We start from the raw sequence: 23,552 nt of genomic DNA on the forward strand, positions 1-23,552 counted from the left end.
TCCATTCACCACGCTGTTTATTATCGGGTTTATAGCAATTCAATTCCCCCTCTTTTCATAGAAAAAATTAAGGCTTTTATTCAATTTCACTAACATGGTCTTTAATCTTTAAAATTGCACGCTTAGTCATAGAGTTAAATAAACAGTTCTCAGAATTTGGATAATAAGTTATTTCAAAAAACCTTGTAATTGTTTCAATATAATAAGTGATGTATTTTTCTGTACCATCATCTTTTTCTTCAATAAAAAAATCATCAACTCTAACATCTAATTGAATACCATGCTTTTCAAATTCACGTTTAACTGCTTTTGGTAAAAAAGTATAAACTTCTTCTAATCTGTGCATTTCACAATCCCCTTTTCTACAAAATTCAAATTGTATTAACTACGCTTATTAAGGTTTCATTTCTTAAACAAAATATAAGGAACTCTAATTATTGCATCAGCAAAACCCATTAATTCACTAATACTTCCTTTTCCTATATGGTGACTCCATATAAGTGATGATTTTATAAAATACTTAGGTTTTGTTACATACAAGTAGGACAAAATTTAATGGCATTTGGATAATCATCATATACCGGTAAAAGCTCTCTGTTACAACTTGTACAGATTGTCTCATCTATGCTGCTTGAGTTTTTGCAGCATCTAGTGAAGGGAATTCAATACATTTAATATAACATCCTTCAAAATTACAAACAGTTATAACCATATAAGCTCTTTCATGCTCCTCGAAAATATCGAAATTTAATCTATTAGACTGTATTAAATTTTGAATTTTGAAGTTAACTCTATTGATTTCTTTAGACAATAGAATTCCAGGCTTATTATTAAACATTAACACTCCCCTTTCTTATTTTAATCCAAATAATTTATATAATAAAAAAAGACAAACCTATCGCATTATAGCGTAGGTTTGTCCTTTGGTTCTTACAACCATGTTATCATTTGCTGTTAGCATGTACAAGTATCGATAGGTTCAATAATAGTTTTCTGTACCAGAGAATAAAAATAATTGGCACCATGTAATATAGAACTCATTATTCCTAAACTGTTTAAGTATATATCTAATTTTTTGTACTTATTTCATTAATAGGTTCTTGTTGTGAACAATTATTTTTGCTCTAAAATATGTTGAACTTCATCAAGGCTTAGTTTACTTGCCTTAGCGATTGTTTCAATTGGTACTCCAAGTTCATACATCCCTTTAATCATTTGTATTTTTCCTTCTCGAACCCCTTCTTCTCTTCCTTTCTTCATTCCTTGTTGCTCTGCATGAGCAAACTTTGCAGCCTCATCCAATAAAGCTTTTTCCCTCGCTTCATAGGCTTGGCGAAAAGTAGAATCTTGACTCATACGTTCCCATTTATTAATTGCTTTTTGTAGAATTGGATCTTGGTTCATCGCAATATCCTCCAATGTTTGAGTAAGTTGCTCATCTTCATTCGCTGGTAGTAATAATAACCAGCGCACAAAAGAATCTTTCCACGGATTTACTTTTTCATTACGCCATTGGTGCGTGAGTTTAGGAATCTCTACGATATGGACTTCTATATCATCGCTGAGCATCTTTTGTTGTTGTTTATTCCACAAGATGCCAGTTGTATGAAACGCTTCATATTCTGGATACATCGTAAAGTTTAGCAAATTAATTGCAATCGTTTTATGAAGTGCACTATATGGCATCCCTTTCTGCAATTGGGCTGTAAATAATCTTCCCCAATAATATAAGCTCCGCTTAATCATATCGTGATTATTATTTAATTGTATTTCTACGTTTACTTTAGTCCCCGTGTCTAATGTAGTTGAAATATCTAAAATGGATAGTTTATCGTCTTCATGCTCTCGATGTAGGCGCGGATCTTCTAATTGTAGAGAAACAATTGGAGATTCTAGGGAATCTTTTAACATAGCATTTAAAAATGCAATTAGGATATCCTCGTTCCCACTTGTGCCAAATAATTGTTTAAATGCAAAATCGATACGTAAATTTACTAATTGTTGGTTTGACATGGGTTTTTCTCTCCTACCTGAAAGTCTTTCTTTTTCCATTGTACCTAAAAACAATCAAAACATGCAAACAGGTCTTTATAATAAGCATAAGGGGCTATTTGCAGATAGGTAAAATAGATTGTATTACAATTTTAAGTGGATAAATCATATATCGGTAAAATCTTTCTATTACACCTCGTACAGATTTTCTCATCTATACTGCTGTTTAGGTAGTTATTACAAATTCCTATTCAGTCAGCATATTTACCATTTAGGGTTAAAATCGCTGCCTGAGTTCTTGCAGCATTTAGTGAAGGGAATTCAATACATTTAATATTACATCCTTCAAAATTACAAGCGGTCATAACCATATAAGTTCTTTCATGCTCCTCGAAAGTATTGAAGTTTAATCTATTAGACTGTATTAAATTTTGAATTTTGGAATTAACTCTATTGATTTCTTTAGCCAATAGAATCCCAGCCTTATTATTAAACATTAACAGCCCCCTTCTTATTTTAATCCTAATAATTTATATAAGAAAAAGGACAAACCTATCGCGCTATAGCGTAGGCTTGTCCTTTTCTCTTATATATTATCGCTTACAATGCAGAAATACAACATGATAATACATTATTTATATATATTGTATTATTTAAAATAAGGTTAGTTATAATCAGGTTACGATGTTCTTCTTATTGAAACATATAAATGATAAGCTCATAAACAGTATAAAGTATGTTAATAGAACTACTATTGAAAATTCTAAAGTCATTCCTTTAACTAAAGGATTGCCTGAAAAATATTGGTTTAAATCTGTATTTGCAAATAGAATGTATTTAACCCAACTATACTCTTTTAAGAAAGCAACAATGGTATTACCAGTCATCATTAAAAATATTGATGAACCGATTGCAAAGGAACTGTTATTGAATATAGAGGAAATCATGAAAGCAAATGTTGCCATCATAATTAGATTAATACTACGCAGCCCATATTGAATTAGGACGTGGTTCAACATACTTGTTTCTTTAACTGTGCCATTTTCATATGTTAGATAAGGTACATTGGTTCCTTCACTTCCAAATAAGGCGATGCCTAAAATCCACGAAAATGAAAATAGTATTAAAAGCAATGTTAAAGAGAAGAGTAATGTAGTCAAATATTTGGCAATTAGTATTTCGGTACGGGAAATCGGCCGCATCAGTAATAATTTGATAGTTCCCCAGTTAAACTCATTAGAAACTATCCCACCTGCAACAATGATTGTAAACAAGCTAATTAAGGAAATTATCCCCATTAACTTATTTACAAAAGTCCAAACATTATTAGGTTTCGGATTTATGTCATTTTCTATACGATATTTATTTATAGTCAGGTGTTCCTCAAATGACTCTTTCATTGAAGAATCCGGGTTTTTTTGTAACTCTATTTCCATATCTTTATTTAGTGCGGCTAGTTCAGTTTTCCAATTATCTTCGGATGTTTCTGTGATTTCTGGGGAGTTAAATTTTATAAAAATAGCCCCAATGATTACAGAAAGAACAATAAAAGCAATCATAAATTGATTAGATCTTTTTGCATATATTTTCATTTTTTCATTAAGGATTAAATTTATTAGATTTGACAATATTATCCCCCCCTGTAATTTCTATGAATTTTTCTTCCAGTGATTTAGAATTAGTTCGAACAGAATATATTTTCATTTTATTTGTAACAAGTAATTCAATTACAGAAGGTATATCATCATAATGGATATCAAAAAAAATGGAATTGTCTTTGATTTTAGTACTTAAACTATTTGATAATATATTATTCGCTTTAGTAGGATCGTCTATATCCATATATACTTCAACAATATCTCTTTTTATAATCTCGTTTACAGGTTGGATTCCTAATGATTTACCATCTTTAATAATACCAATTCGATCACACATTAACTCCATTTCAGAAAGTATGTGGCTCGATACAATAACAGATATATTTTTTTCATTAACCAACTTTCTTAAATAAGTACGTATTTCTCTTATTCCAGCTGGGTCCAATCCATTAGTTGGTTCATCTAATATTAGTAAGGATGGATCATGCAATAAAGATTGAGCTATACCTAGTCTTTGTCTCATACCTAATGAGTAGTGTTTAACTTTTCGGTGAATAGCATCTTCCAATCCTACTAGTTTTACGATATCTGTAATCTTCTCTTTTGAAATTTCACATTTATGCATTCTAGAATAATGAATTAAATTTTTCCATCCACTTAAAAATTTATACATGTCAGGTGATTCTACGATTCCCCCAACAAAAGATATAGCCTTTTTAAAGTCAGATTTAATACTATGGTTTTTAATTAATATATCACCAGCATCAATTTTTAATAAACCTACCATCATACGTATTGCAGTTGTTTTACCGGCGCCATTTGGTCCTAAAAAACCAAATATTTCACCTGGATAAACTTCAAAATTTAAGTTTTGAATAATAGTTTTTCCACCAAGCCTTTTATGTAAGTTTTTTATAACAACAATTGGTTTTGACATAATGGTATTCCCTTCTATTAGTAGTTAAATACAGATATCTATAACTAGAAGTTTTTATCGATTGAAAAATTTATATTTTATTATAAGTTAAATGTAAAATCATAGGAGTCTTTCATGTTTAATCTATTAGATAAAGAATATTTTTCACTATATATTTAATTAATTTTTTAAACATTGAAGATAACTAATTTTTCTTATATTATCTTTGTTAAATAGTGCATCTTTTTTGCAATTATTGAATTGAATTGAGTAACAATTTTCGTTTAAATTTCTCATTTCAAATATCAAATTCATATTAATAATAAACGAGCGGTGGCATCTAATAAAATTAGAGGGTAACTTTAATTCTAAATCTTTTAATGTATAATTAACTGAAAAGTTTTTATTACGAGTATGAATCAATGTATCTTTGTTAGATTTTTCAATAAATATAATTTCATTTACCGGAATCACGTTGATTTGACTTTTTCTATAAATTATTAGCTTCTCCTCTGCAATAAAAAGTGTCAAAACTTATCACCCTTTGTATATTTTATGTTATTAATTAGAGTTATTAACCATTTTTATCAGCATAAAGATATGCATGAAATAATCCTAAAATTAAATACTGTTCTTCTATATAATCATAATCAACTATATTCATAACAACGCGAAAAGCTGCGGGCTGTATTTTCCATTCTGCAATTAGGTGATCATCTAGTAATAATTCTGCAGGTTGAAAAGGTTTTTTACTGATTACATATTTTTGGTTTTTATATTCAAAAGTAACTTGTTCACCTATATCAAAGGGCTTTTCATCCCTCATCAAAATCTCATGTTCTTTATTATCGTTGTCAATGTATCTTACCAATACTTTTTTTCTTCCAAGTCCAGTCGCATCTTTTGAAATTATTCTAATATTATTTTCTTTATCTTTTAATTCATAACTAATAATACTAGAACTACTGTAAATATAATCTAGGATTCTCATAAAAATATTCTTATAAAAACCTTTTACTACCCCTACTTTTTGTTCACCTTTATAGATTTCCACTGGTTTAGTTGATGTGCTTAAAAGTTCTAGTTTGTATGAAAACTGCGACATAATATCCTCCCTATCTGAAAAAATGTTTATTATTTCCTTACTCGTCCCTATTTTAACCATATTTGTAAAACAAAATCAAACAATTTACTTTTTAAAGTTTATTCGAATGTCTTTAATCTATTTTTAGACTATTTAAACCCTCTTTCAGCAATTTTTGTAGAAATGTTTAATGTAATTTCGTTAAGTTGTGTATGAGAGATCTTTCAAAAAACAAAAAATGGAGGAATTTCAAAATGTTATACGATTATTACCAAGGAGCCGTTTCACTAAATCAAGTTGGTTGGAGAATTGTAGGTGAAATCAAAGGTTTATTACCAGGTGCAGATGCGCAGGAAATTTTCAATAGTGCTACATTGGCACTTAAAAATCTTCAAAGTTCTGCTGATGGTATTAGTTGGGTTGATATGGGCGGTTTGCTATTAGACCTTGCAACTCTAATCGTTAAAAATGTAGGAGTTGGTAAGGTTGTGGATGTAGCAGGAGCTCTATGGGATGTAGTAGGAGTTGTATAAAAATCTCTTTATCTAAATAGTAAAAGTTTGGTTGTCAAAGAATGGAAATTTATTTTTTCTATTCTTTGACACTATCAAAAATAATAGTTTATTAGGAGATAATATGTACAATAAAAAATGGATATTTACATACTTTATATTGGTCATTACTACCTTCTACTTTGGCTACATAAATACTGAAAGTGGAAGCACAGAAGGTAAAATTTACAATCTCCTTGAATTCGAAGACGTTCTTTTAGTTTTTGGGATAAATACTTTTAGTATTATAGTGTTATTTTTTCTTTCATTTTTTGGCGGTTCGATCCCTTTTATATTTAAGTTGCTCTATTCTATAGGTTCTGCTGCTAAAGCAAGTGGTGTAAGTCCACTGATATATTTTCCGATTTCTTTATGTCACGGTTTGTTTGAGATAATTGCACTATTCATTATTTTAAGTATAGCAAAGGAAAGTATAGTACTGTTCATAGATATTGTAAAAAAGAAAAAGAATAGTAAAGAATTCAAAAGTTTTATGATAAATACATTAAAAAGAGAACTTCCCATTCTAGTTGGAATATTAATAATAGGTGCATTAATTGAAGTATATATATCGAACAGATTATTTGTATGGGTAATGACTAGTTAAAAAATTAATTAGATTAAAAGTGATTTAACCTTATGTGCTCAAAAGTGAAATACTACATAATGATTACTAAAAATTCATTTAGTAATTCAAAAGTCTGATATCAACTCGATATAAAAGGAGAGTTATGAATGAAGAAAAAATGGTTGGCAATTTTATTATCTTTTATCCTCCCAGGGCTAGGACAATTATATTTAGGACTATTTGCTAGAGGTTTTATTATATTAGGTCTATCAGTTGGGTTTTATTTTTTAAGCACTGAGTTGATCCCAGCCCTATCAATTGTATGTTTAATTCTTTGGGTTGTAGGAATGATTGATAGCGCAAAACAAACAAAAAAAATTAATCTTAAAAAACAGAACGTTTGACTCCTTAACATACTGTATATAACTCCCCTGGAATAGTTCTAGGGGAGAATTTTTTTAGAAAGGCTGATAAATCTTATGAAATATAGAACATTGAATATGATTGGTTTTTTGTTAGTAACAGGAATTATTATATTTTCTTTTGTTTCAAACTTTTTTATCGATATATTTTATTTAATAATCAATAAAAGTGCTACAATTCTAAACGATAACTATGTATTAGCCATATTTATAGTAACAATCATTCTTAAAACGATTTTTCTTTTAATCAGTTTTAAAAGTGATTGGAATATACAATATAAAAAAATAGTGGATAATTATTACCAAGGATTTTTTACCCAATCAGAAAATCAAAAAGAATTAGAGGAACGAGTGTATAAATATTATGGTATAGACAATCATCGCTTTTCTGGTTGCCTAGCTATGCTTATACAACTTGCTTTTGTTATAAATTTCATTCAATCCTTAGTTTTGGTATCTAACAACGCAAATCATAATCATATGTGGTTCAATATAGGCAATGAAGATCCATTATTTATACTACCAGTTATTTTATTCATTTGTACTTTTGTTAATCTAATGATTTCTAATATCAAATTGACAAAGAAGATACATACTTTATTTTTGGTATTCAGTTTAATAATCGGTGTTATCTCTTCTCAACTAATCTCAGCCATACTAATTTATTGGATTACTAATAATCTATGTTCTATACTCCAAAAGATAGTTTGTCAAAAAATACTATACTGGCAATTCTTTAAAATAGCTGTTCCTCCTTCTGAAATTACTCTGAAACGAATCTAAAAAGGGATACATGATACATAAAAGAACACTTAAACCACATGTTTTTACATTCTTCGGGAGCAGGCAATTTAATTTCTCTTGAAATCGCATATTTAGTATGCGGGTTTAACGAGGTATTATTTGGGTTCACTTTGAAATTTAATCTATTAGACTGTATTGAATCTTGAATCTTGAAGTTAACTCTATTGATTTCTATAGCCAATATAATCCCAGACTTATGATTAAACATTAACACTCCCCCTTCTTATTTTAATTCTAAAAAATTTATATAAGAGCCAAAAGACAAACCTATCGCGTTATTGTGGGTTTGAAATAAAGTCGTACCGTTTATAAAAAAGTTGCACCGTTTTGCCCCTTTGGATATGCTTTATCTGAAGGGGGTTCCTATGGTAAAAGTAATATAAGGTTATACGAACGGACCATTTTGTTGAACTATTAAGGGGAAACAAGTAATTGCGTGCGTCGTACAAAGGGGTGCTGGGGTGAATGTAATTGCGTGGTTAATCGTTGCATGTGAAATAGGGTTTTGGGTTGTTATCACTTTAGGTCTATTCACACGATATATCCTTAAAAGAAATAAATTAGGATTGTTTTTCCTAGCCTTGACACCTGTCATTGATTTGATTTTATTGGTTGCTACGGGTGTAGACTTGTATCGTGGTGCGACTGCTACCAAAGTGCATGCAATTGCTGCTGTGTATATTGGAATCTCTATCGCATACGGTAGAAGTATGATTGAATGGGCTGATATACGCTTTCAATATTATGTGATGAAACAAGGATCGAAACCAGTTAAAAGATTTGGCATCGATTATGCGAAACACTACTTTAAAAGTTGGGGACAACATGTGCTTGCCTTTCTAATAGGTGCTGGAATTTTATTCGTCCTAATCTATTTAATTAACGATTTTTCCCGAACAGAAGTGTTGGCTGGGTTTCTAAAATTATGGACACTTGTGTTAGGTATTGATTTTCTGATTGCCATAAGCAATTTTATTTGGCCAAAAAGGGCAAAGGGGTAACAAATTAAAATACCGCAAACGGGCGCGATTGTTTAAGATCATCGGTAGAAAATGATCAAACTTTATTATAAAAATTGCATAGTATTTCACAAAGGCTTAACCCGTTTTGATCAATCTTTTTTTCAAAACGGGTTCTTATCGTTTAACTTAAAATACGGGTTTGGGGGATATTTCTGATCAAACTTTATTCCAAACCAACAGTTATAGCGTAGGTTTGCCCTTTGGCTCTTACGATCATGTTATTATTTGCTGTTAGAATGTACAAGTATTAGTAAGTTTCTTGTAAGTAAGTATAAAATGAAACTTCGAACAGCGAGAGATTCTTCATCTCTTTACAAATTGTTGAATCCCCACTCCAACTTCTTTACTGAACTTAAATTATAATGATGTATCCTTATAGTTAGTTAATATGCATAAATAAAATGTAATATCTTTATATTTATATTATTTATTGATACTTATCATGGTATTCATTACAATCGTGTTAGATAGTAATAGAAAATAGAAATTATGTCATTTAAAAAGAAGGTAAACTTAAATGAAGGATGTTAAAAATAGAACAAAAGACAGAAATGGTATTGATTTTGCTGAATTTCTAAAAAAAAAGTTAGAAGTATATACAAAGTTATTAATGGAATCAAAACATATAGCTGAATATATGACAAATAATCCTTCGGTCACATCTCAGGACATTATGAATAATATGTCAATGTTTGTAGAGTATAACGATACTAAAAATAAATGTGAGGGATGTAAAGGACTAAATAATTGTAATAATATTATTCCTGGTCATTATCCTATTATTGAAAAACAAGAAAGTTATAACCGGTATTCAAAAGGTAATCAATATCAGCTAACTTATTTGCGCTGCTCTTATATGAATCAATACCGGGAAAAGAAAACACAAGGTGATTGCATTAAAAGTGTTCATGTATCAGAAGAGTTATTACAAGTAACATTTAGTGACATTGAGACGGGTGAAGCAGGACGTTTAAAAGCAATTCAAGTAGCATTAGATTTTATAGATGATTTTTTAGCGGGAAAAAGTACAAAAGGTCTATATTTACATGGTTCTTTTGGAGTCGGGAAAAGCTTCTTTGCCGCGGCTATAGTAAACGAGTTATCTAAAAAACAAGTATCATCTACATACGTTTACGTTCCGGAATTTTTTCGAGAACTACGTTCATCTATAAAAGCTGGGAACTTAGAAGATAAAATTGGTTTTGTAAAAGAAACCCCTATTCTTGTCTTGGATGATATAGGCGCGGAATCTTTAAGTGTATGGCTAAGAGATGATATTTTAGGATCTATCCTTCAATATCGTTCTGCGAATGGGTTACCTATAATATTCACCTCAAATTTAACTCTTAGGGAATTTGAGAACCATCTGGCATATACACACAATGGTGGAGAAGAGCGTTTAAAAGCAGCTCGCCTTATGCAGCGTATAGAACCTTATGTCCAAACAGTCCAAATTAGCGGAAGAAATAGACGATCGAAAACGCATTAGTAAACTACTGATGTGTTTAGTAATAAAAAAGACAAGCTTTAACGATAGTGTTTGGATTGGTGAGGGACGAACATTTTATAATCCCAAAAGTGTTATTCTAGATTTAGCTAAATACGTTAAAGCTTTGTCAGTTCAAGTTTATGATAGTTCATCGTCGTATGTTGGCTAAGTAAATGCAAACGGGTTTAGTTATGAAATAAATATTCCCATTCAAAGACTTTTATGATGTAGTTTTAAATGGTGGATATATTGGGTTCTAAAATATAAAAAAAACGTAAAAGCTAGTTTTGTAGACTAGCTTTTGCGTTTTCACTGAAGTTATTCTGTTTAATTTGATTCCGTAATTGTATCTTTTTCAAAAACGTCGATTTTATAATGATTTAAATCAGATTTACTTATATTCTTTTCTAGATATGTTATTAGCTCTTTTTTATGTTCTATTTCTTCAATTTCAACCCAAATCGTAGGATCTGTAACACCAATTTGAAAACTAGATAAATCATACTTTTCCCAAGCATCCTCAAGAACAGTTGCAATACGTTCCTCACGTATCTCTCTGTCAGTTTTCAATGTCTCTGCTTGATTAGTAGTAAAACTACCAAATACTAATAGACAAGCAATCATTGTTATTAAGGTAAGAGAGAATTTTTTCATTAAACACACCTCCCATAGCTTCACATTACCATTATAACCCATTTTTAAATCAATTTCTAATATTCATGCTTTGAAGAATAGATAAAAATAAGAGGTTTTGTTTAGCGAAAAAGTTAAATCTTACGTCAATTAATTTGCAAATATAAAATATGATATGTCTAGATTTAAAAATATAATCACAATGTTTAGAGATGAGTTACGATATTTTCTATTTTTTATTTCTCTTGATACCTTAAAAGAAATTCATCTAGAAGTAACTTTTCATCTCTTACTAGTTCAATATCCTCAGATACTTCTTTTAGTGCAGTATTATAGCCCTCTTTAAAATACTTTTCCTTGGCAGCAGCTTCAATTTCAGGTGTTAATTCCTTTGTCACCTCATTTTTCAACTCATCTTTTAATTTTCCTCTTAATATAGTCTCTGCTTGATCAAGAGTGTACATGTTTTCTTTCTTTGACTCTGCACTTTCGTTTGTTTTTATTTCTCCTTCTCTTGCTTGTTCAAGGTTTGATTCACAAGCGGTTAAAATTAATATAGAACTAATCATTGTACCAGTAACAATTGTTTTAAAGTACTTATTCATATGTATGAAACCTCCAAATTATAAAATCTAATTATTTGAATCAATAGTTATTATTTGTTTTTGATTGATAATGTTTTGTAATTATATGTTCTACAACTTCAGATTTAGATTTTAAAAACATCGTTTCTTTATCTTTTTCAATTTTTTCCATGATAGAGACGGGAACACGAATATGTAAGTTCATTTTTCCAATAGTAAATGTTATATTTTTATCTTTATGAAGTACTTCTCCTTCTGTAATAAAAGTCATTAATATACGAAAGATATTATAATCATATGGGATGGAAACTAGCCTAACTTGAATTTTAAGTTCTTCTTCCAAATGCCATAACTTAATATTTGATGATCCTACGTATTTTATAAGATAAAATATTGTATCAAGTATGTTACTTCTATAAGATTCATGGTAAGGGAAAATAAAGATTACTGAACCAGGAACCGTTGAATATGATTTATTAGAGATGTCCTTAGATTGTATATGCATTGGTATTTCTATATAATCTCCCGAGTCTGTGATACCAATTCTTTTTTCAACATCTATAATACGAAATTGTTGATTTTCTATTTCCTGTAAATCAAATAATACTAAATTATTTAAACAGACAGGAATACCTGTTGATTTTCTAACATTATCAGATAGATTTTGCTTTATTTTATCTAGTTCTTTCCTATTATATAGTTTGGTATTTCTTTTTTTATTTCTTATCTCTTCAAAAGGAAGTATACCTTTATTAACTGCTTGCTGAATAAAACTTTTTGATCTTCCTAAATACTTAGCTGCTTCAGACAAAGTTAGTAAAGGTTTTTCTTTGGATTTTACTTCTTCAAGATAGTCATTAATTTCTTTTTTCTCAAACCTATATCCACCATCTCCTCTCCATGTATTTGGATTAGCAGGATTAATCCTACCATTAGAAATCAAATAACTGACTTGACTTCTAGTCTTGTCTAACAAATTGCACACCTCTTGGAACGAATAGTACACTTTTATTGTCACCTCAATTTTTTGTCGATCAGTAGTCCTAGTTGGTACATTGTAATATCATATGCAGTGGCTATTTCCTGCATTGTATATTCTTTTATTGTACGTAAGTAATAAAAGTCATCACCGGTCATAGAGCTAATATCCACTTTAGAAAATGTTATATTCTTTTGTACCTCTTCTAACAATTTACCGTTTTCTTGTAGTTTCTGCAATATAGGACAGTCAGCACAATGTAGTTTTTCACTTGTAACAAGAGATGGTTGATGTGTTTTTCCACAAGGTGTGCAATAGTTATCGAGGTAATAATTTATGGTGTCAGTATATTGAGTGCGCAGGTATGTTTTATCTATATCGATATTTGAAGTTATTGTTTTTTCTATTTCTCCCCTTTTCATTAGTACAACTCGCTCCTTTGTTACCAAAAAATTGAAATAATATCTATTGTTCCAAAGAATGATTCATATGTTAAAATTTAGATATTTTAATAAACAATATAAAACAATTCTATAAATATATCAAGTTATTTTATTTTAAATATACCCCTAGATAAATTATCAATTTATCTAGCTTTACTATTTGCAAAAAGTAATTCTATAAATATATAATAAAAGTATATATTTAGTTATAGTTTGATTTGATAATTTGATATTATAAATATATAAACTAATTAAAGTTAAATTAATTATTTTTTAAACATATATATACTATATAGTTATGAATTTTTAGTAAGTATTATAAAGTGTATAAATTCTATTTATTCATTGTTCAAGTGAAATAAGAGTTGTTGTAATTAATTTTAGTAATATTGTGGATTTCTTGAGAATTGGAGGTGTGGAGTTATGGAAATTAAAAAATCAGTAGATAATGTAATGTCTCTTGGTAGTAGTCACGATTTTTTTGATTCTACATTCTATGAAAGAGTAATTGAGTTAGGGATGCAGAATTTAGAGTTCACTTCATTATCTGATCCTGAACTAGTATACCTATTTATACATGATGACCCTGATATTAAAAAAGTAAGGAAGCCTAATACAAAAAAAGTATACTTTCATGATTTGTCCTACTTCATGCGGTATGTGTTAGAGACTTCTGGTTCTCTTAGGGCACTTCATAAAGAAGATGTAAAACGATATTTTTACAGAATAAAAGATTATAAAGATACTACACTACGAAGAAAAAAGGCTGTCATAAAGCAGTTTTTACAGTATATCTATCGAAAGGGTGCCATACCTGAAGATATTACAAGCGAGATACCTGGTATTTCTATAGATAAAAAGCAACTTGTAAATAGAGATTTTTCTACAGAAGAAGTTGAACAGCTACTATATTATTTTAAACACAATGATAGTTTTATGTATGCACTATTATATACCTTGGTGACTACTGGAATGCGAATTAAGGAACTGACTAATGCAAAATGGAATGAATTAATTTATGATGCGAACCATGATGCTTACATACTTCAAATTATAGGTAAAGGTGATACTCCAAGAGAAGTTCGTATCTTTGAAGAAGTACTTGAATCTATAAAAAAGGTTAGACAATTACGAGGTTTATCTATTGATGTAGATCTAACTGATAATTCAGCGTTTCTTCCTAAGGCAGATGGTTCCCACTACAATAGTGATTATCTAGGAACGTTTTTTTCTACTAAGATTATAAAAACTACTTTCCCCTTTGTTAGTCATAGAAAAAATAAAATTACGCCGCATACATGTAGGCATTTTACAGCAAAATACTTGTCACAACAAAACATTGATTTAAAGAGCATTAGTGAGTTTCTAGGTCACGCTAGTGTTAGAACAACAGAAATATACTTAAGACGTCAAAATTTGAGAGAAAATCTAGCTACTCTAAAATTGGGTAAAACTATGTTTTCTGTAAAATAAATATATTAAATAATAAATGATTAGTAAGGAGAGGATTTATAATGAAAGCAACTGGAATTACACGTAAAGTTGATTCACTGGGTCGTATTGTAATCCCTAAAGAACTACGTAATGTATTAGGAATCGACATTAAAGATCCATTAGAAATCTTTACAGAAGGCGATAACATCATTTTAACAAAGTACACTCCTGATAATGCGTGTATAATTACAGGTGAAGTAACAGATAAAAATATTATGTTAATTAATGGTGAGTTTCCTATTAGTCCAAAGGGTGCAGAATTGCTATTAAATGAATTAACTAGTATGTTTAGCTCAATGAAATAAAATATTAATTATTAAACAATAGGATTATATGATATAATAGATTTAAATCAAATTCGAAAAAATTGAATAAGAATTTTTGTATATGCAAAAGGACAAACCTACTGCAGCGTAACGCTATAGGTTTGTCCTTTTTTGTATGCAAATTTTTAAAAATGGAGGTAATTAAGAATGAATAAGAAAAAATATCTTATTTTTAGTCGTTTGCTTGTTTTGATACTAAGCATTGTGTTTATTTTTATGTATGCAGACCTTAAGTTCGTCAATGCAGAAGATCAAAAGGGAGAAACTATTGAATTAGATAATCAAGCGATGAAGAATGTAATCAATTCGAATGAAGATACATTTGTTTATTTTTATCAGCCAACATGTTCATTTTGTATTGAAGCTGCACTGATATTAGATGAGATACTAAAAGAGAAAGATATTACCTTATATAGAATAGATATAAGTAAAGAATCGAATTTAAAGGCCTGGGACCAGTATGAAATTAATGGGACGCCTTCAATTATCAAATTTCGTGATGGTAATGAAGTCAATCGAATTGAAGGTCTAACTGATAAGGAAGCATATATAATGTTTTTTGAAGGGAAACTATAGCATTAAATGTATTAGTATTAGCTGAATTAACTTCAAGTTGAATGTGTTTTAAATAAAATTAATATGTAATTTCTATATAATAAATATCTTTATTTTCATTATAATTTTAAAAATCCTCTCCCCTCTTTCTTTTATATATATAAAAGTCTAATTATGACATTGCGTAGATTCATTCTTACAATGCTATAATTGGACTTTTATTATTGATTTTTTATTGCAATGCCGACTGCTCCCATAAATTAAAAACTTTAAGCTACTTGCACAAATGTACTAGTTCTAATTCAAGAGCACTTATTGCACCAAATGAAGAATTTACTAAAAATGGATTTCATTTTTTTAGTTAGATCCTTTGAAATATCCATAGCAACACTACTTTACCTTAATCTATTTGTCTAGTTTAGTGTGGTGTGGTCTAACCAATTGATGATATAAAACTTCGCGATGCGATTAGAGAATTGGATAAACCTATTTTACAATAAAGAAAAGTGATTTTCTTTATTTATACCATTGTTACCTTTTAAATTTTATGAATAGTTTCTTCTATTTTTTTTATTTCTTCTATGGTTAAATGTGCGAATTTAATATCTGTTAGGACACCTGAACCTATATATGTCATATCCTCCCATTTAGAAAAAGTTTCTTCCCCTTTCAAAACTACTTCTGTGTATTTTTTCCAATCACCATTAACCTTTACTTGACTATAACGTCCACCATTCAATGAAATCCCTATTAGAAACATCTTATCTGAGTAATAAAAATCGTATTCAACCTCTAATATTTGTTTTTTATCTAGAAATTTATTCATATACATCCGCCTAACAAATTTATAGTATTTTTATGATGGTTTGAGAGTATAAAGTATTTTGCATAAACAAATAAACACAAAAAAGAAGTTCTTTAATAAACAAATCAAGAAATATGCAGAGCGTAAGAAAATAGTTTCAAAATGAAGAATCAATGGAATGCTTCACCAAGTGTTGCTAAATTGACGTTTAACAAAGGACGAACTGAAACTCTGCTTAAAAAGTCAGTTACATAAAAGTATTGGAACTTCCGAAAAACAGTTTAATCTTGAAATAAAATCTTTCCTATTAAAATTAATAGAGGTGAAAATCAAGAAACATAAAATTTCTCATCTCTATGTTTCTTGATTCAGAAATTAAGATTTTTAATATTTTTCTTAAGCTAAATTTTATTGGATGCAACTCTCAATAGATTTAAAGCTATTTATAGGAGACAGCTTTTTGTATTTACTTATAAATTCTTTAATTTCCTTTTCAACTCTGTACATGATTTCTTTATCAACTTCTTTTGCAAAATCTTCATCACCTAATAGTAAGGACATGGATAAAGGTTGAGACATACTTTCATCTAATTTCATAGATAACCATCCAGTATTCTGAAATTTAGGGCCTCCTACCCCCACCCATGCATACGCTGCTACCCAAGCTGCAACTGTACCATATGCTGCTAAAGTAGTATACACAACTGCTGGAGAAACAGCTACTATAGCCCATGCAGCCTTAGGCTTAGTTGATTCTGTTTGACTCTTAACAAAGCTTTGAGGTATTAGTCCCTTGTCTACCATGATATCAACAAAATTTTTGGCATTTCTTTCGTGTACAGCACTTGAAACTGCTTCATCTGCAATTAAGGTTACTTTTTTAAAAATAAATTCGTTAACATTTAAATTGGAATTTGTGATTCCCTTTGAATTAAGGTATGATTTAGGATTTTCAAGAAACTTTTTAGCTTCAAAACTTGAAGTTACTATGCTCTGTACACATTCTTCTAATTTACTATTAATTTTTTCTTGGATAGGAATATGAAATCTTCCCAAAGAATCAATTTCTGGATTTAAACTCGCTGGTACTCCATAAATTCTTTCTTTTTTCATAATTAGCCCCTCTTTCAATTTTTTATATAAAAAGAACTATTTGTAGTTCTTTTTAATTAATTTATATAAAAGAATTATGTAATTCTTTTAATATGAAACGAATGATGATTCTGTTTGAAAATGTTTTCTTTTTAATTCATATTTGAACATCACATCATCATAGACTTTTTCCCAATGATTTAATAATGTTTCTTTTATCAACTCATTTTGGTATATTTCAACACATGCTTGACAGTTATGAGTAATATTAGAATTGTATTGAACTTTATCATTCATTTGAGAAGCAAAATAATAAATTTTTTCTGGACCTTCTACCCATATCCATATCTTAAGAAAATCGTTATACTGATTGTTAAAATATTCTTCTAGTGAACCTTCTACATATTCTCCTATTTTCATTTCAGGTATATGTTCCATAGTTAGACCACAGCAGCTGGCAACTTTATTGTATGGGGTTAACACAAAATTTTGAAATATATTATCGCATCCTCTAAAATTAAGAACCTTATTAGGAGTTTGTTTCAACGACTCATTTTGTATTATTTCCCTATCTTTATTAAATGGTATCCAAACGTTATTCATTACATTTAACAAATCAGCATTTGAGCTATTCTTTTGGAAGTTTATAAATTTTTGATTATTAATAACATCCATGTACTTGAATTTCGAGCTCTCATGACCTTCTACTACTATAAGAGACGATATTCCTAATTCGCATGCTTCAATAACACCATTGATTACACTATCAAATGGAACAAACTCTTGATGATCATCTCCTGTAGAAATATTAATCTCTTTTAATCCAGCTTCTTTTAAAAGTTTCAATGTCTTTCTTGCAAGTTTAGGATTTTTTCCCCAGTAACCATTAGTAACACAACGGCTAGTTAGTCCTAATTTAGTTGCATATGAAATGGCTTCTACTAAATCGTCACCTAATAAAAAACATTCTCCCCCTGTAAATACAACACCTTTTAATTCTTCTTTAAACAATTCTTTACTTTCTCTTATGAAATTTTTCATTTGTTCTAAAGTAACCCGTGCAGTTAATTTAGGGCTACACTCAAAACAACACTCAGCACAAGCAGCTGTACACTTATATGTGGTTATTATAGTGATGACATTAGGATATACATTTTTCATAGTATATCGCCCCCTTTGTTTATTCTAATATATTCCAAATATAGCAATTATATGATATTATGTCAATTAAAGTATATAATAGGAGGTAGGAACCTAATGAACACACTAAGAAATATATTTTTATACAAAAAGAGATTTTTGATTTTAATAATTATATTGATAGTTTTTACAACTATTAGCAGTTTGCCTATACCATATTTTTCTAAATATATTATTGATGATGTTTTATTGGAAGGAAATACATCTCTGTTGTACAAAATACTCTTCTTGACATTTTTAATTGTTACTATTCAATTATCTGTAGGGATAATAGTTAGTTACTTAACATCTTTATATTCACAAAACATAGTTAAAAATATAAGATTAAATCTTCATAAAAAAGTTTTGAAATCACAGTCAAAAGAGCTGCTATCCTTAGATCCCGATCATTTTAAAACCGTTATATTTGATGATTCAGATATATTGGGACATGGTGTTCAAGAAATATTTTTGAGTGTACTATCTAATTCATTGGTACTTATTTTGTATTTCCTTGTTCTATTAAACATTAATATCCATCTTGCATTGATTTCAATATTAACTCTACCAATATTTTTTGTGACATTTCATTTGTTTAGAAGAAAAATACAATCATTAAGTATGTCTGTCCAAACAAACAAAGATGAAATGTTCTCCACTCTAAGTGAAAATATTAGTGGAAAGAAATTTATACAATCTAGGGAAAATTTAAATAGTCGAATATTTATTTTTGAAAGACATCTAGAAAATCTCAAAAAAAGTACTATTAAACTTGTAAGTATCAATAGCTTTCTAGGTATTTCACTGTCTCTTATATCTCTAATTGGCCCTTTTGGCATACTGTTATTTGGAGTAATATTGGTGAAAAATAATACACTAACTATTGGGGAACTTATGGCTTTTTATAGTTATGCTGCCTTAATTTATCCGCCCCTAATGGAACTAATAGGAATTTATCCTAAATTACATGTGTTATATGCACCAATTTCTCGAATAAAAAACATCTTAGAGATTGAAGAAACATATGAAGATTGTGTACTAGCTATTGAAAATAATTATATGAATAAGCCTATTATTATCGTTGAAAATGTTACCTATTCTACACCAAGTGGTAGATTAATATTCAAAGATATTAACTTATCAATTCAAAAAGGTGAAAGAGTACTTCTAAAAGGTGACAATGGTAGTGGAAAAACTACTTTATTTGAAATGATTATTGGATTAAAAAGATCTTATAATGGTAACATTGAAATATTAGGACAAAACATTAACAATCTATCTACTCAAGAAATTTGCAAAGCAGTGGCCTATGTTCCTCAAGAGACTTTTTTCTTTAAAGGGTCCATACTATATAATTTAACTTTAGGTGTATCTAATGTTGAGTTAGATCGGACAAATGAAATGATAAAAGCATTCAAATTAGAGGATTTTGTAAATAGCTTAGATGATAAAATCAATACAGAAATAGACAAAGTTATTACAAATTTAAGTAGTGGCCAAATCCAAAAAATAAAATTGATTCGTTCTTTACTACAGAACCCTAAAATTTTATTGATAGATGAAGCTTTTTCAAATCTAGATAATGAATCTTTAATTTCAATAATGAACTATATAAATGAGAAATTTCCTGATATGACAGTGATATTTATTAATCATAATCTTTCGGATACATTAGAACATTTTACAAATAAAATTTATAATATCTCTAGCCACTCAATAAACTAGACCTTATAAAGGCCACTCATTTCAAAAAAATGGAATGAGCAGCCTTTATAAGTAAATAAACTAGGATAAACTCCATTCTATTAAGATACTTTTTTTAAAGTAAGGCATTTATAAGTAATTAAAATTGTAGAGATACCAAATTCGACTGCTATAACTTTTTCGGCAAAACTTTTTGTATCTGGATCAGTAACAAATATTGCAAATGATTCAGCTGCTATAATTAATATAGCTAAATTCAGCATAAAGCTTCCCATTGCCCTTGCTAAGCTATTTGTTTGTACTTCGTTCCACTCATTTGGATCAAATCCAGCTATTAAAAACAGGGCTTTTTTTCTAAAAAATAAGAATGAGATAATTAAAAATACGACTGCTAGTATATAACCAAACATATATTTCCTCCTTTTGTTTTTATCATCTTATAATTTCCATTCTAATACCAATAAACCTTAAATATCCATATATATATAAATTATTCACAATTCATTCACATTTTATATATATAAACATTACATTTAAATGATTAGTAATATTTATAATCCAAAGAATGGATAGAATAGGCTACACTAAGTTAGACAGATAAAATAAGGACATGTAAACATAGACTATCAAGTTAAGAGAGCGTACTACTATGGGGTACAGCCGAGATACATGTAATTTTGAGTCATAGAGTTACAGTTATTTACAAACACACTTATGATAAGGGTTTACGCTATTATTTTACAACGTATTATCATACATCCTAATCATACAATCAGAACGAAGTGTTTCCAGTAACTAATCAATGGATGATTAGGGTGTACCCATAACAGACAAAACCTGTCTATTTAAGCCAAATAAACAGTTACTGGAAATAAATGTAAGCCTATGACCTGTTTTTACACGTTATCTTAACTAAGAAAATTCAAACCCTAATTTGATAGGGTTCTTACGTTGAATACATGTATTCAACGTAAGGTAAACTATCCTTCATAAAGCTTACCTCGTAGGCGCATCATTTCTTCTTTTAATTTTTTATTTTCATTCTCCAATTGTTTAATACGTTTGTTTTTAGCGGCGAGTAATATATCTTTATTTGTATCGGTTATTTCACGTTTAACTTGCTTAGGGGAAGGTAGGCCTTGTTGTTGCTCACGAAGTTTAGTTATACGTTCACGGATATCTAAATGATTATATAGGTATGATTTTGATACTCCTGCTGTCGTTGAAACACTATTAAAATTAATTTTTTCTTTATTTTTTATTAATATTTGAATAGCTTGATTGACTTTAGTTAGAGTTAATTCACTTTTTAGTTTTGAGAAGTCTTTAATACCTTTGGTATTTTTATAGTTATTTGTGGCCATATACACTAAATTCCTCTCGATCATATTCTCGTCCCTTTTTTCCAGCTTTATGATGGATTTTACCTTGTGTTAGAAGTTCATATATCGGTTTTAAACGCTCTAATTTTTCCTGATTCTTTTCTATCCATACAGGACGATTTATAGTCTTCCCGCGTTCTATAACGGCCTCTGTATCTTTTATTTGCCGTTCGTACTCTTTCACAAATTCTGGAGTTGTACATAAATTACGACAAGATAAACATGGATCGGATTGTGTAGGACAAGGCTGTTTAATTGGTTTTGTACAATAACCGAGTGGCATCCTGACTGCATCTAAATTCGAACGAATATATTCCCATTCAATTATGTCTTCATTTTCAATATCCGAAGGATGTATTTTTATTGGTTTGCCAAAATCATTTATCCTAAATAAACCTTTTGCTGTAGCGTCTTCCCATGATTTTCTCAGTGTTGTATCTAATATTTTCGCATAAGTAAGCGTCATTTCCGGTGAAGCATGGGCTAACCATTTTTGGACATGTAAGATATTCATTCCATTATTAATCAATTCAACGCCTTTAGTATGCCTGAAGGCATGACTCTTAAAATGAAACACGTTTCCTTTCTCATCAATAATATTCTTCGACTTGGCAAGTTTATTTAAACTGTTTTGAATTCTACGAGATTCTGGCGGACGACCTTTTCGTTTACCATAAAGTCGAGCGAATAAGAATTTTTTTGGATTATTGTCCATGTTGCTTTGTTTCTTTATACACTCTATTACTGTTTGTACAATTGCTGCTACATCATCTGTAATAGGTACACGATGGTTTAAGACTTGTGTTTTCATGATATCACCACACAAATACCATCCCTGTGCTGTTTGTTCTAAACAGGTATCATAATGAAGGGTGAGAATATCAGAAATACGCCAACCAGTTGCTCGAAGTAATATCACTACGGGAATAAATTCTTTAGGAGTAAGGTGTTCTAAATGACTTTCTAATTGTTGAAGGATTCCCTCCGGGATATATTTAATATCGTTTTCAGTACGTCTTGGGAGTTGAGGAATATCTTCTTTAAATAATAGTAAAGATGTTGGTATTTTAGGAGATTCTATATATTGTAATTTTTCTATGGTTTCTAAAAAAACTCGTAGAGTTATTAGATAATTCCGTTGTGCTTTTTGATGCAGCTCTTGTTCTACCCTCTGCCAGTCTCGGTAATTTTCTATATCCTTGCGAGATAATAAGGATAGATCATTCCAGCTTGGATATTTTTCATATATGTAATTTAAAAAAAGACCGATAGAACGAATATCAAGGCAACTTTGTCCGTGAGATACATACTGAATTCGAAACTTAATGTAACGTTTAATCATGTCACGAAACGGGCTTGGAATAGCTGTGAAATTTAATAGATAACGTGCTTCATGTTCAACTACTTTTGACTTTGCTATTTTCCTGATATCCCAAATGTCTTTTTCAAATTCATCACGTTCATCATAGTAATCTTTATAAAATAAATAAATCATTTTTAAGAAGGTTTCATATTTGGTAAGTAAGCCATTCTCTCGAATTTTCAATCCTTTTTGAACTAACATCGAACGAAGTTGAATTATTGCTCTATTTAAATCTATATCAATAATACTTTTGATGTAGGGGTAGAAACGATTTAATAACTCTGAAATGTGTTTGAATGATGCTGCATAGCGCCTAATGACCGTCTGATATAAACGTACATCATTCACCTTCAAACGCTTTAAAATAAAAAACTTTATTTCATCTTTAATTTTGGGTGTAAAACAAGAAAAATCAATTTTCTTATATGTCTTATCCCAGATGGTTTGTCGAAATTCATCAAAGGCTGAATGGTTTGCACTCCATATATCATTTTTCCAGTAGCCTATTAAGAAATCGTTGATTTCTTGCTGTTTTTCCTTTGCGATTGCTACTCCCATTATACTCAT

At 29.5% G+C, this 23,552-nt stretch carries 28 protein-coding genes; 10 read left to right on the forward strand and 18 right to left on the reverse strand.

What is annotated here, in order from left to right; genetic code table 11:
* Positions 1–76: 76 nt before the first annotated feature.
* The 8 genes from BAMA_RS18615 to BAMA_RS18650 form a co-directional block, all read right to left on the reverse strand.
* On the reverse strand, positions 77–346 hold the full coding sequence (locus BAMA_RS18615) for a hypothetical protein (protein ID WP_034642233.1): 270 nt from the start codon (positions 344–346) through the stop codon (positions 77–79).
* Positions 347–622: 276 nt separating this feature from the next.
* Positions 623–838, reverse strand: coding sequence for a hypothetical protein (locus tag BAMA_RS18620; RefSeq protein ID WP_034642234.1), 216 nt, complete (start codon positions 836–838; stop codon positions 623–625).
* A 275-nt stretch (positions 839–1,113) separates the two neighbouring features.
* Positions 1,114–2,013: an Rpn family recombination-promoting nuclease/putative transposase gene (locus BAMA_RS18625; RefSeq protein ID WP_034642236.1), complete on the reverse strand. Its 900-nt coding sequence runs from the start codon at positions 2,011–2,013 to the stop codon at positions 1,114–1,116.
* Between the two features lie 230 nt (positions 2,014–2,243).
* Complete coding sequence (locus BAMA_RS18630; protein WP_034642237.1) at positions 2,244–2,489, reverse strand: hypothetical protein; 246 nt, start codon at positions 2,487–2,489, stop codon at positions 2,244–2,246.
* 177 nt (positions 2,490–2,666) lie between these two features.
* Positions 2,667–3,620, reverse strand: coding sequence for an ABC transporter permease (locus BAMA_RS18635; RefSeq protein WP_034642239.1), 954 nt, complete (start codon positions 3,618–3,620; stop codon positions 2,667–2,669).
* Positions 3,592–4,527 (reverse strand): ABC transporter ATP-binding protein, encoded by a 936-nt coding sequence (locus BAMA_RS18640; RefSeq protein WP_034642240.1) that lies wholly within the window; start codon positions 4,525–4,527, stop codon positions 3,592–3,594. Before BAMA_RS18640 ends, BAMA_RS18635 begins: the two co-directional genes overlap by 29 nt.
* Before the next feature lie 159 nt (positions 4,528–4,686).
* Positions 4,687–4,980 (reverse strand): LytTR family DNA-binding domain-containing protein, encoded by a 294-nt coding sequence (locus BAMA_RS25665; RefSeq protein ID WP_420834704.1) that lies wholly within the window; start codon positions 4,978–4,980, stop codon positions 4,687–4,689.
* A 100-nt stretch (positions 4,981–5,080) separates the two neighbouring features.
* Positions 5,081–5,611: a tubby C-terminal domain-like protein gene (locus tag BAMA_RS18650; RefSeq protein ID WP_051759023.1), complete on the reverse strand. Its 531-nt coding sequence runs from the start codon at positions 5,609–5,611 to the stop codon at positions 5,081–5,083.
* Positions 5,612–5,844: 233 nt separating this feature from the next.
* Between BAMA_RS18650 and BAMA_RS18655 the strand changes: the two genes are divergently transcribed.
* The 6 genes from BAMA_RS18655 (at position 5,845) to dnaI (ending at position 10,446) form a co-directional block, all read left to right on the forward strand.
* The gene (locus tag BAMA_RS18655) at positions 5,845–6,123 is read left to right on the forward strand and encodes a hypothetical protein (RefSeq protein ID WP_034642242.1); all 279 of its coding nucleotides are present in this window, start codon (positions 5,845–5,847) and stop codon (positions 6,121–6,123) included.
* 103 nt (positions 6,124–6,226) lie between these two features.
* Positions 6,227–6,748 (forward strand): hypothetical protein, encoded by a 522-nt coding sequence (locus BAMA_RS18660; protein ID WP_034642243.1) that lies wholly within the window; start codon positions 6,227–6,229, stop codon positions 6,746–6,748.
* 128 nt (positions 6,749–6,876) lie between these two features.
* On the forward strand, positions 6,877–7,113 hold the full coding sequence (locus BAMA_RS18665; RefSeq protein WP_034642245.1) for a hypothetical protein: 237 nt from the start codon (positions 6,877–6,879) through the stop codon (positions 7,111–7,113).
* Positions 7,114–7,188: 75 nt separating this feature from the next.
* Positions 7,189–7,914 carry a YidC/Oxa1 family membrane protein insertase gene (locus BAMA_RS18670; protein WP_034642246.1) on the forward strand — a complete coding sequence of 242 codons (726 nt, stop codon included), beginning with the start codon at positions 7,189–7,191 and terminating at the stop codon, positions 7,912–7,914.
* 482 nt (positions 7,915–8,396) lie between these two features.
* Positions 8,397–8,936, forward strand: coding sequence for a hypothetical protein (locus BAMA_RS18680; RefSeq protein WP_034642249.1), 540 nt, complete (start codon positions 8,397–8,399; stop codon positions 8,934–8,936).
* Positions 8,937–9,474: 538 nt separating this feature from the next.
* Positions 9,475–10,446: a primosomal protein DnaI gene (gene dnaI / locus BAMA_RS18685; RefSeq protein ID WP_051759024.1), complete on the forward strand. Its 972-nt coding sequence runs from the start codon at positions 9,475–9,477 to the stop codon at positions 10,444–10,446.
* A 327-nt stretch (positions 10,447–10,773) separates the two neighbouring features.
* On the opposite strand, the gene BAMA_RS18690 is transcribed toward dnaI, so the two are convergent.
* From BAMA_RS18690 to BAMA_RS18705, 4 genes are all read right to left on the reverse strand, one after another.
* Positions 10,774–11,100: a YolC/YozM family protein gene (locus BAMA_RS18690; protein WP_034642251.1), complete on the reverse strand. Its 327-nt coding sequence runs from the start codon at positions 11,098–11,100 to the stop codon at positions 10,774–10,776.
* Positions 11,101–11,315: 215 nt separating this feature from the next.
* Positions 11,316–11,684, reverse strand: a complete 369-nt coding sequence (locus BAMA_RS18695; RefSeq protein WP_034642252.1) for a hypothetical protein — start codon at positions 11,682–11,684, stop codon at positions 11,316–11,318.
* A gap of 40 nt (positions 11,685–11,724) precedes the next feature.
* Complete coding sequence (locus BAMA_RS23620; protein WP_338022316.1) at positions 11,725–12,681, reverse strand: helix-turn-helix domain-containing protein; 957 nt, start codon at positions 12,679–12,681, stop codon at positions 11,725–11,727.
* Positions 12,678–13,064 (reverse strand): hypothetical protein, encoded by a 387-nt coding sequence (locus BAMA_RS18705; RefSeq protein WP_034642254.1) that lies wholly within the window; start codon positions 13,062–13,064, stop codon positions 12,678–12,680. The genes BAMA_RS23620 and BAMA_RS18705 overlap by 4 nt, the downstream gene beginning before the upstream one ends.
* 444 nt (positions 13,065–13,508) lie before the next feature.
* Here BAMA_RS18705 and BAMA_RS18710 point away from each other — a divergent pair, with 444 nt between their 5' ends.
* From BAMA_RS18710 to BAMA_RS18720, 3 genes are all read left to right on the forward strand, one after another.
* Positions 13,509–14,558, forward strand: a complete 1,050-nt coding sequence (locus BAMA_RS18710; protein WP_051759026.1) for a tyrosine-type recombinase/integrase — start codon at positions 13,509–13,511, stop codon at positions 14,556–14,558.
* A 41-nt stretch (positions 14,559–14,599) separates the two neighbouring features.
* Entirely contained in the window at positions 14,600–14,884 is a 285-nt protein-coding gene (locus tag BAMA_RS18715) for an AbrB/MazE/SpoVT family DNA-binding domain-containing protein (protein WP_034642256.1), read from the forward strand.
* Positions 14,885–15,052: 168 nt separating this feature from the next.
* Entirely contained in the window at positions 15,053–15,481 is a 429-nt protein-coding gene (locus BAMA_RS18720; protein WP_051759027.1) for a thioredoxin family protein, read from the forward strand.
* Between the two features lie 517 nt (positions 15,482–15,998).
* On the opposite strand, the gene BAMA_RS18725 is transcribed toward BAMA_RS18720, so the two are convergent.
* The 3 genes from BAMA_RS18725 to BAMA_RS18735 all read right to left on the reverse strand — a co-directional run bounded on the left by BAMA_RS18725 (position 15,999) and on the right by BAMA_RS18735 (position 18,518).
* Positions 15,999–16,286: a hypothetical protein gene (locus BAMA_RS18725; protein WP_051759028.1), complete on the reverse strand. Its 288-nt coding sequence runs from the start codon at positions 16,284–16,286 to the stop codon at positions 15,999–16,001.
* A gap of 387 nt (positions 16,287–16,673) precedes the next feature.
* On the reverse strand, positions 16,674–17,378 hold the full coding sequence (locus tag BAMA_RS18730) for a hypothetical protein (protein ID WP_034642258.1): 705 nt from the start codon (positions 17,376–17,378) through the stop codon (positions 16,674–16,676).
* An 87-nt stretch (positions 17,379–17,465) separates the two neighbouring features.
* On the reverse strand, positions 17,466–18,518 hold the full coding sequence (locus tag BAMA_RS18735; protein WP_034642259.1) for a radical SAM protein: 1,053 nt from the start codon (positions 18,516–18,518) through the stop codon (positions 17,466–17,468).
* Positions 18,519–18,614: 96 nt separating this feature from the next.
* On the opposite strand from BAMA_RS18735, the gene BAMA_RS18740 reads away from it, so the two are divergent.
* On the forward strand, positions 18,615–20,261 hold the full coding sequence (locus BAMA_RS18740) for an ABC transporter ATP-binding protein (RefSeq protein WP_034642261.1): 1,647 nt from the start codon (positions 18,615–18,617) through the stop codon (positions 20,259–20,261).
* 80 nt (positions 20,262–20,341) lie between these two features.
* Here BAMA_RS18740 and BAMA_RS18745 read toward each other — a convergent pair whose 3' ends face one another.
* The 3 genes from BAMA_RS18745 to BAMA_RS18755 all read right to left on the reverse strand — a co-directional run bounded on the left by BAMA_RS18745 (position 20,342) and on the right by BAMA_RS18755 (position 23,552).
* Entirely contained in the window at positions 20,342–20,650 is a 309-nt protein-coding gene (locus BAMA_RS18745; protein WP_034642263.1) for a DUF3784 domain-containing protein, read from the reverse strand.
* A 570-nt stretch (positions 20,651–21,220) separates the two neighbouring features.
* Positions 21,221–21,604: a DUF6262 family protein gene (locus BAMA_RS18750; protein ID WP_034642265.1), complete on the reverse strand. Its 384-nt coding sequence runs from the start codon at positions 21,602–21,604 to the stop codon at positions 21,221–21,223.
* Positions 21,591–23,552 (reverse strand): tyrosine-type recombinase/integrase, encoded by a 1,962-nt coding sequence (locus BAMA_RS18755; RefSeq protein ID WP_034642267.1) that lies wholly within the window; start codon positions 23,550–23,552, stop codon positions 21,591–21,593. The genes BAMA_RS18750 and BAMA_RS18755 overlap by 14 nt, the downstream gene beginning before the upstream one ends.

Source organism: Bacillus manliponensis (assembly GCF_000712595.1).
GTDB lineage: Bacteria > Bacillota > Bacilli > Bacillales > Bacillaceae_G > Bacillus_A > Bacillus_A manliponensis.